The following is a 7823-nucleotide window of genomic DNA, read 5'->3' as shown; positions in this document are numbered from 1 at the left end:
GATCAGACCAAGGACCTGTTCAAGAAGTGGCTGTTCTACGTCATCGGCACCTTGTTCTCGATGTCGATGCTGTCGGTGGTCACGGCCATGGTGCTCAAGTTCACCGCCAAGGTGGCCGCGGCCTACTGGGCGGTCAAGTTCATCCCCCTGGTCAGCGCCGAAGGCCTGTCCAGCCAGGCCCTGCAGCAGGGTGGCATCGGCCTGATCATGACCTTGTTGATCATCAGCGTGCCAACGTTGGCGGCGGCGGTCTGGCAGGGCAGCATGGGCAACTTCATGCATTTCTCCGCATTTAGTGGAGGCGCCGCATCCACCCCGGGGCCCCAGGGACAGCCGGCTGGGTCGTATGTGCCGCCGCGAATAGCGCCTAGCGAAGACAGACCGGACGCTAACGTCCACCGAACGGCGGGAGCAGTGAGCAGGACCATAGCTGGCGCAGACTCGAATGAAACAGTTGCTACAGGATCGCGAGGACTAGCTGGGAGAAATTGACGGGGTCAAACTTAGTTAGTTGGCTCGATTCTGCTGAAAGCCGTAAAAGGTGAAGGGAAATGAAAATTAAGCTAATGGTAGTTTTTTTTGTCCTGATATCCTTAGGTATCAATGCCTAGGCTGAACAGGGGTGTCCGCCGGGCCAGATTCCTGCAAGCGCTACCGGGAATATCTCTTCCTGTGGGCCTATACCCTCGGGGTACTATCAGGAACAAGAAATGCCCGCTCCTCGTCCAACTGGAAAATGGTTGAAGACCTGGGGGGCAATAGCTAGTGATGGTGGGGATAACTTAGGTGTGGCAAAAGGAAAGTTAAAAAAGTCAGATGCTCAAGAAGAGGCGTTGTCAAAATGCAAGTCCGTGAGCGGAAAAGATTGTCAAATAGATTTCGTATACAAAAATCAATGCGCTGTGATAGCGGAGCCGCATAAAAGCGGAAGCGCTGTATCAGGAGTGCTTTCATACACTGGCGGCCCGACGGTAGATGTGGCGAGTAGTGATGCTCTTGCAAATTGTAGTAAGTACAACCAAAGTGCGGACTGCAGGGTGATATACAAAGCATGTTCTGAGCCTTATTTTCAGAAATACTGATTTGTTTGGCAGGCCGAAAATGACTACTTACTTGTGAAGCTCGGTGGCGTTATTGCTTACCACAGGATGCCTCAGTAAGTAATCGGACTTCGCAGGAGTGGTGCAGTGTGCGAAAAGATTCCTCTGTGCGATATGGGTTGATGTTAGTCAATAAAAGTCTTTGGGGTCTTGTGATATTCGCCATCTTGACATTCACCCTAACCCGCAGTCTGCTTGTCCTGATATGCCGTGCCGCGTTCGTTTCCTTCCTGTAATTTCGTTTGCTAATGTCAGTGCAATTTTCACTTTGTGGTGCTATGCGCGTTAAGGGAGCGAATTGCACAAGCGATGAGGCAAGTGATCGCGCATTTAAGAAGGCTGCGGCAGAATCGGTAGGCGACATATCTTGATTTCCGCCGCCGAGCGGTCCGAACGGTGCACAATGACAGCATGAACACTCCTCTGAAAAACAAGGTTGTTGGCTGTCTTTTCCTGAGTCTCCTGGCAGGATGCAAGCCCATGAATGCCCCCAGCGAGCCGTCGTCTCCCTATAACGCCGACACCGATCCGGTCTATCAGAAGAACCCACATCCGACACAGGCGTATCGCATCACCATGACGATTGAAGATGCGCCTGGGCCGTTCGAATGGATCTCCGGCACGGCGTTTTACGAAATGACTAACCGCGATGCGTGCACACCGATTGACCGCTCGCTGGGTTTTTCGACAAAGCAAAAAGAGGATGCAATTCCCATCCATTTCGACAAAACCAGTGACACAACGTACGTGGCAACCATCTATGCCGATGGCATGATAGATGCAGACTATTACGGGAAGGGCATGTGCACCTTCGAGCTTAATGGGGTTGGAATATCATTGAGAGCGACTGGTAAAAAAGAAGAAACTCGATTCCAGCCTTCACTGTTCAAAAAAGAGATCTATAGCTCAGCGCCCAAGGTTACCTACTTTTGGAAAGAGCGTTACCCACAAGCAGGTATGGATGATTTTCCTGATGGTGGCGAAGTCAGACTTGATCAATTCAATGATAATGCGCGAAAAAACACGTTTAAAATAACTTTGACCACTGACAGGGTGAGGCCATGAGTCTCACAAGCCAACAGTATGCCGTGCTTGCGAGAGACGTATACGACGAGCCAAAAAAGGTGGGAGAGAACAGCGATCCTGTAAGAATTGGCGAGAATCTTTACAAGCGGCTCAAATATGTCGATAGCCCATCGGGCTACCAAGGCATCGTCTACCAGCGAGTCGATACCAAAGAGATCATCGTCGCCCACCGTGGCACAGAGACCGAGCGGCAGCTCAAAGAAGATGGTCTTTACACCGATGGCGGCATGGTCGCAGCGCGTCACAACAATCAAGCAGCCGAAGCGATTGAGCTGACCAAGTATGCATTGAACTATGCGCACGAATTAGGCAAGGGCGATAAGCCTCCCCAGGTCACCGTCACTGGCCACTCGCTTGGTGGCGACTTGGCCCAGTTGACCGCGCACCATTTCGGCCTCAAAGGCGAGACCTTCAACGCCTACGGCGCGGTCAGCCTGGACCGGCGCATTCCCGAAGGCGGCAACGCTGTGATCAATCATGTGATGGCCGGCGATGCGGTTAGTGCTGCTAGCAAGCACTACGGCCAAGTCAGGATCTACGCCGCGCCACAGGAAATCACCGCTCTTCAAAAGGCCGGTTATGCCAACGACCGCGGTGTGCTGGATGACCGCAACCCGCTTGTCGCCGTCGAGCTGGGTGACTCGCATCGCATGCATAACTTCCTGCCCGTTGACGGCAATGGCAAACCAGACCGCTCGGTGCTGGAAGATCCACAGTCGCAGCAGTTGGCGCAGCACTACGCGCCGATGATCGACAAGTATCGCGACGATGTGGCGCTCTTACGCGGTGGCTTGACCTTGGCGTCGCGCAGCGCCCAATCGATGAACTTACCCGATGCCATCAATCATTTGCGCGGCACACTGGCCCCTGGTGCCGGTGCGGCCGAGATGACAGCCGAGCACTGGAAGGAAACGCAGCAACGCATGGAGCGTGAAGACAAGCCGGTCTATGTGCCCGCTGGCTGGAAGCTGCCGCTGGGCAACACCCCAGAGCGTTGCGTAGATCCGGGCGCGGCGGCCATGTCCAATGATCCGCTGTACCGCTCCATCCACAGCAAACTGCCGCAGGGCACGTCCGACGCCGTGGCCATGCATGCCACTGTCGAGGCCAAACGCGCTGGCATCGTCGACGTCAGCCAGCTGCGCAGCGTGACCGTGCAAGACGGCAATGCCTGGATCGTCGGCAATACGCCAGGTTTCCGCACCAAAGTGGATCTGACGGCGGAGGCACCGCCTTTGCAGGAGAGCCAGCAGCAGTTGCGCGCATTGGATGCGCAACGGTCGCAGGCAGAGATGACCCCGCCGACGCCAACGCGTGTAATGTAGCGATGTATGACCGGACCACGCCGATGACTGCATCCTTGCAGGCTCCCGCCACTGCAGACCGATATGCGCGTCGTGCGATCAGTCAGCTGCAGCCCCTGGTGGACGCCAACCTCGGTGACTTCGTTTTCTTCAAACTGGTCAACGACTACTCCAGTAACGAGATTCAGGACTTTGGCCTGGAGTTGATGAGGCGCACCATGCGGTGGGTCAGTACGATTGCTTTGACAGTGACCACGCTGTGGGTGCTGATTCTGGGCTATCGCATCGCCACCGGGCAGTCGCGCGAGAGTGCGATGGCCACCATGATCAAGGCCGCCAAGGTCTCGCTGATCATCAGCATTGCGTCGGCGGTCGGGCTCAACGGCCCGGCGCTGCACGAGGCCATGACCCAGAATCTGGACAAGGAAATCCATGGTTTGTTCACGGGTGACGAAGACAGCAGTGCCTCCGATGCCATCGACGAGAATCTGGCCTATACGCAAATAGCAATGGCCACACTGGATGCAGTACGCGTGGATCCGAGCCAGCCGGAAGTGCTGGAGAAAAAAGGTCGCGCCATGCTGATGGCCGGTTTTGGCACCGCCAGTCCGCCGATGGCGGCCGGCGCGATGCTGCTGCTGTTCAAGTTCACCATGGCTTTCCTGATCGGGATCGGGCCAATTTTCATCCTGGCGCTGATCTTCGATCAGACCAAGGACCTGTTCAAGAAGTGGTTGTTCTACGTCATCGGCACACTGTTCTCGATGGCGATGCTGTCGGTGGTCACGGCGATGGTGCTGAAGTTCACGGTAAAAGTCGCCGCGGCCTACTGGGCGGTCAAGTTCATCCCCCTGGCCAGTGCCGAAGGCCTGTCCAGCCAGGCCCTGCAGCAGGGTGGCATCGGCCTGATCATGACCATGCTCATCATCACCATACCGACCATCGCCGCCGCGCTATGGCAGGGCAACATGGGCACGTTCCTGACCTACACGGCATTCAACAACACCGCAGCCCCAGGTCCGCAGGGGCAGCCGGCTGGGTCGTATATGCCGCAGCAAGTCGGCAGAGACAGTAATAGGCAGTCCAGCGAATTCAATGGTACGAACGGGACTAATGCAAATGCCGCACGAATACCAGATCAGAATACACCTTCTCCACAGGTTGGATACCGCGGTTTAGCAGGCACCAAAGATACTAACGTTAGCTGACTGGCACAGGTCTACCGTCCATGAGAATATCGATCTCTCTAGTTTTTTTAACGTTCCTTTTATCTGCGACTGCTCAAGCAGAGCAGGGCTGCCCTCCTGGCCAATACCCCATCGGTGGACAGGGCGTCGCTGCGTGCGCACCTATCCCCGGAGGGAGTACTCAAAACACAATCGAGCCCCGCCCGCTTGGCAAGTGGATAAAGACTTGGGGATCGGTTGCAATAGGGTCACTCGGCCTGGAAAGAAACCTCGGTGTAACCACTGGTAAATTATCCAAAAAGGAAGCTGAAAGCGATGCTCTGGCTCGCTGTGCAAAGCATGGCGAGAAAGATTGCAAAATTGGCCTGACGTACAGAAACCAATGTATCGCTATTGGGGAGCCCCAGATTAATGGCAAACCAAACTTACTCGGGAATGTACAATTCTTTACCGACCAGACGATCGAGCAAGCCTCAGCTTTGGCACAAAACGCATGTGAAAGAAGAAATCCAGCAAACCAATGCAAAGTAATTTACACAGCTTGCTCAGAGCCAATATTTAAATCTTATTAAACCCACCTCCTATGACAGGGGCAGCTAAAATGCGGTGCGCGCCAAGATTTTTGCAAGCACGCGCCCTATTGAATACTAAAGTGGTAGCCGCAAAAATTCCGAGGATCGATATAGGGCAATAGCAAGCCTCTACTGCATGCATGGCATGCAGCTTCCCAAGTCGGCGCTGGTTTCTTTTTGGCGGGTTAGCCGATAAGCCAGTTCTCGACTTCTGCGGCCCCTCCAAACTCGTGTTATCGAGTGAGCGCAGCGTCCCCTCGCGCGTCAAAGCTGCGCATCTTCTATCGCGTAATGCATGCAGTCAGCAGAAGCATCTTCAATGACTCCCAAGATCACCGGTCGTTTCGCTTTCCTCCTCGTGCCCTTCTTCTTTGCAGGATGCAAGCCCATGAATGCCCCATCATCACAAGCTGACGCAACGAGCAGTCGCCCCGACCCCGTCTATCAGAAGAATCCGCATCCGACGCAGGCATATCGCATCACTTTGACGATTGAGGATGCGCCGGGTCCTTTTGAATGGATCTCTGGCACGGCGTTCTACCAGATAACCAACCACAAGCAATGCACCCCAATCGAGCCCATCGCCGGTGTATGGAACAAGTCGGATGAAGATGGCATCCCCATCCACTTTGAGAAGCTAGATGCATCCACATATGTCGGAACGATCTATGCAGACGGCATGATCGATGCAGACTATTACAGCAAAGGCGTATGCACATTTGAGCTAAATGGGGTTGGCATCTCGCTAAAGGCCACCGGGAAAAACGAGGATACACGGTTTCAGCCAGTTTTATTCAAAAGCGAAATTTATAGCTCAACCCCTAAGATTACTTATTTCTGGAAAGGCCGTTACCCCAAAGAAGATATCGACAACTTCCCCGATGGCGGGCGTCTTGCAGAAGATCAGTTTAATGATAGCGCAAGAAAAAACATCTTTAGGGTGACATTGACCACGAAGAAAGCAACGCCATGAGCATAACAAGCCAACAGTATGCAGCGCTCTCGGACGATGTCTACAAGCCCCCAAGGGAGACGGGCCCCAACAGCACACCTGAGAATATTGGCGACATTTCTTATCGCCGTATCGAATACGTCGATAGCCCTTCAGGTTACCAAGGCATCATTTATCAGCGTGTCGATACAAACGAAATAATTGTCGCTCACCGCGGCACAGAGCCAGAACGACAGCCAAAAGAGGATGTCGTCTACGCCGATGGCGGAATGTTGGCTTTGCGCAACAACAACCAAGCCTTAGAAGCGATTGAGTTGACGCGACATGCGTTGGCTTACGCGCAAAAAACAAGCAAGGATGGAACGCTCCCCGAAGTCACCGTCACCGGTCACTCGCTTGGCGGCGATCTAGCCCAAGTCACCGCACATCATTATGGCCTCAAGGGCGAGACCTTCAACGCCTACGGCTCGGTCAGTCTTGATCGTCGTATTCCAGAAGGCGGCACACATGTAATCAATCACATAATGGCAGGCGATGCAGTCAGTGCTGCCAGCAAGCATTATGGCCAGGTCAAGATCTACGCCATGCCAGAAGAAATCGCCGCTTTGCAGAAAGCCGGCTATGCCAACGATCGCAGTGTGTTGGATGACCGCAACCCGCTTGTCGCCGGGGCGTTGCGTGATTCGCATCGCATGCATAACTTTCTGCCGGTCGATGCCAACGGCATGCCGGATCGCTCGGTGCTGGAAGATCCCAAGTCGCAACAGCTAGCACAGCAGTACGCGCCGATGATCGACAAGTACCGCGACGACGTGGCGCTCTTGCGCAGCTGCCTGACCCTGGCATCACGCAGCGCCCAATCGATGAACTTACCCGATGCCATCAATCACCTGCGCGGCACGCTGGCCCCAGGTGCCGGCGCAGCGGAGATGGCGGCAGAGCGCTGGAAGGAAACGCAACAGCGCATGGAGCGCGAAGACAAGCCTGTGTATGTGCCACCTGGCTGGAAGGTGCCAATAGGTTCCGTTACCGAGCGTTCCGTCGAGCCAGGCGCGGCTCCCATCTCGAACGATCCGCTGTACCGCTCCATCCACAGCAAACTGCCGCAGGGCACCGCCGATGCCGTGGCCATGCATGCGACTGTGGAAGCCAAACGCGCTGGCATCGTCAACGTCGACCAGCTGCGTAGCGTCACCGTACATGACGGCAATGCCTGGATCGTCGGCAACACGCCGGGCTTCCGCACCAAAGTGGATCTCGCAGCGGAAGTCCCGCCGTTGCAAGAGAGCCAACAGCAGTTGCGCGCACTCGATGCGCAACGGGCGCAGCCGGAGATGACCACACCGACACCGACGCGTGTAATGTAAGACCATGACCGCGCGGATCGCACCGATGACTGACCCGATGCCCACTGCTGCGGCAGCTTGGTGTGCACCGCGTGCGGCAAACTGGTATCAGCCCTTGGCGGATGCCAATCTCGGCGACTTCGTTTTATTCAAGTTGGTCAACGACTACTTCAACAGCGAAATCCAGGACTTCGGCATGGACCTGATGAAGCGGGCCATGCGCTGGGTCAGCGCCATCGCGTTGACCGTTACCACGCTGTGGATACTGATTCTTGG

8 protein-coding genes and 1 pseudogene are annotated in these 7823 nt (G+C 55.1%); all 9 read left to right on the top strand.

The window, feature by feature from the left end; genetic code table 11:
- Positions 1–492: type IV secretion system protein (locus LN450_RS04730; RefSeq protein WP_228884980.1), on the top strand; the 492-nt coding region annotated here is incomplete at its 5' end.
- Positions 493–710: 218 nt separating this feature from the next.
- A complete protein-coding gene (locus LN450_RS04725) occupies positions 711–1082 on the top strand; it encodes a DUF4189 domain-containing protein (protein WP_080505904.1) in 372 nt (123 codons plus the stop codon).
- Between the two features lie 498 nt (positions 1083–1580).
- Entirely contained in the window at positions 1581–2165 is a 585-nt protein-coding gene (locus tag LN450_RS04720; protein ID WP_011348501.1) for a hypothetical protein, read from the top strand.
- On the top strand, positions 2162–3511 hold the full coding sequence (locus LN450_RS04715) for a Tle-like phospholipase domain-containing protein (RefSeq protein WP_011348502.1): 1350 nt from the start codon (positions 2162–2164) through the stop codon (positions 3509–3511). Before LN450_RS04720 ends, LN450_RS04715 begins: the two co-directional genes overlap by 4 nt.
- 23 nt (positions 3512–3534) lie before the next feature.
- Positions 3535–4698, top strand: a complete 1164-nt coding sequence (locus tag LN450_RS04710; RefSeq protein WP_046937769.1) for a TrbL/VirB6 family protein — start codon at positions 3535–3537, stop codon at positions 4696–4698.
- A 20-nt stretch (positions 4699–4718) separates the two neighbouring features.
- The gene (locus LN450_RS04705; protein ID WP_074038469.1) at positions 4719–5249 is read left to right on the top strand and encodes a DUF4189 domain-containing protein; all 531 of its coding nucleotides are present in this window, start codon (positions 4719–4721) and stop codon (positions 5247–5249) included.
- A gap of 388 nt (positions 5250–5637) precedes the next feature.
- Entirely contained in the window at positions 5638–6222 is a 585-nt protein-coding gene (locus LN450_RS04700; RefSeq protein WP_011348504.1) for a hypothetical protein, read from the top strand.
- On the top strand, positions 6219–7568 hold the full coding sequence (locus tag LN450_RS04695; protein WP_011348505.1) for a Tle-like phospholipase domain-containing protein: 1350 nt from the start codon (positions 6219–6221) through the stop codon (positions 7566–7568). Before LN450_RS04700 ends, LN450_RS04695 begins: the two co-directional genes overlap by 4 nt.
- Before the next feature lie 25 nt (positions 7569–7593).
- Positions 7594–7823: pseudogene (locus LN450_RS04690) on the top strand (type IV secretion system protein); the annotation flags it as partial.

The sequence above is a fragment of the Xanthomonas euvesicatoria pv. euvesicatoria genome (assembly GCF_020880415.1).
In the GTDB taxonomy this organism is placed as follows: Bacteria; Pseudomonadota; Gammaproteobacteria; order Xanthomonadales; family Xanthomonadaceae; genus Xanthomonas; species Xanthomonas euvesicatoria.
This window is presented reverse-complemented; position numbering and strand designations above follow the sequence as displayed.